This window comes from Calderihabitans maritimus (assembly GCF_002207765.1).
Lineage (GTDB): Bacteria > Bacillota > KKC1 > Calderihabitantales > Calderihabitantaceae > Calderihabitans > Calderihabitans maritimus.
Map to the genome: position 1 here is coordinate 1 of NZ_BDGJ01000198.1, position 1,312 is coordinate 1,312.

General features: G+C 54.3%; 1 protein-coding gene. It reads left to right on the forward strand.

Annotation, left to right across the window (positions count from 1 at the left end):
* Positions 1-80: 80 nt before the first annotated feature.
* Complete coding sequence (gene iolM, locus KKC1_RS14400) at positions 81-1,283, forward strand: scyllo-inosose 3-dehydrogenase (protein ID WP_088555120.1); 1,203 nt, start codon at positions 81-83, stop codon at positions 1,281-1,283.
* Positions 1,284-1,312 lie beyond the last annotated feature (29 nt).

Here is a 1,312-nt window from a genome sequence, read left to right on the forward strand (position 1 = left end):
GAGTAGCAAAACCCTCAAATTCTACGAAAAAAAGAGTTTGGGGGAGTTAGAACCAAAATATTGAGATAGGAGGGTGCAAAATGGCTAAAAAAATGCGGGGTGTAGTGTTGCACGCGGACTGGGATCCAAAACCGGAATTCAAGTTGGGTCCCAAGGATATCGAGGGTAGACAGACCTACCTGGGAAGCAAAGTGTGGCGTAACCCTAGAGTTGTTATCGAGGAGCGGGATGTTCCGAAACCCGGCCCGGGCGAGGTTCTTATTGAAGTTAAAGCCTGCGGGATTTGCGGTAGTGATGTACACATGGCCCAGCCCGATGATGACGGATATATCTGGTATCCTGGCCTTACCGGCTTCCCCTCTATTCTGGGCCATGAGTTTTCCGGCGTGGTAGTAGAGGCCGGTCCCGGCGCCAAAAACAAGGCAACTAATAAGCCCTTTAAGGGTGGCGAGGCTGTTTGCGCCGAGGAGATGTTGTGGTGTGGGAGTTGCCAACCCTGCGCTGACGGTTGGCCCAATCATTGCGAGCGGCTGGATGAGATTGGCTTTAATGTTGACGGAGCCTTTGCCAAGTACATCGTTGTTCCTGACCGGGTGGTATGGCCCCTGGATCCTCTGAAAGACGTTTACAGTGGTGAAGAGTTGTTTTTGGCCGGCAGCCTGGTGGAGCCTACTTCCGTTGCTTATAACGCCGTGGTTGAGCGTGGTGGCGGGATTCGGCCTGGTGACAATGTTGTGATTTGCGGTGGCGGCCCCGTTGGTATTGCTGCCTGCGCCATCATGAAGCGCATGGGAGCGGCACGGGTAATCCTTTCCGAGCCGGAACCGACCCGGGCGGAGTTGGGCAAAAAGATGGGTGCCGACTATGTAATTAACCCTTTGACCGAGGACTTCGTACAGCGGGTTATGGATATTACTGATGGTTATGGTGCAGCCCTTTATCTGGAAGCCACTGGTCTTCCTACCGTAGTTTATCCGCAAATTGAACAGTGCGTTTGGGAAGGTCGCGCCTTGAACGCTAAGATTGTGGTGGTAGCCCGTGCAGACGCCAAGATGCCAGTTACCGCTGAAGTTCTGCAAGTGCGCCGCGCCCAGATCATTGGTGCCCAAGGTCATTCCGGCCACGGCACCTTCCCACGGGTTATCCAGGCCATGGCCACCGGTATGAACATGCTGCCCATGATTACCAAACAGATAACCCTGGACGAGGTGCCCGAGAACCTGGTTATGCTGCGAACCGACCGGAAGGAATGCAAGATCACCGTTCGGCTGGACAAAGAATAAGGCAAGGTGGTGAGTGACGGCGGGGAACG

Bases quoted from the DNA above. Each gene is read 5' to 3' on its own strand.
- iolM (WP_088555120.1), top strand. From the start codon at position 81: ATGGCTAAAAAAATGCGGGGTGTAGTGTTGCACGCGGACTGGGATCCA.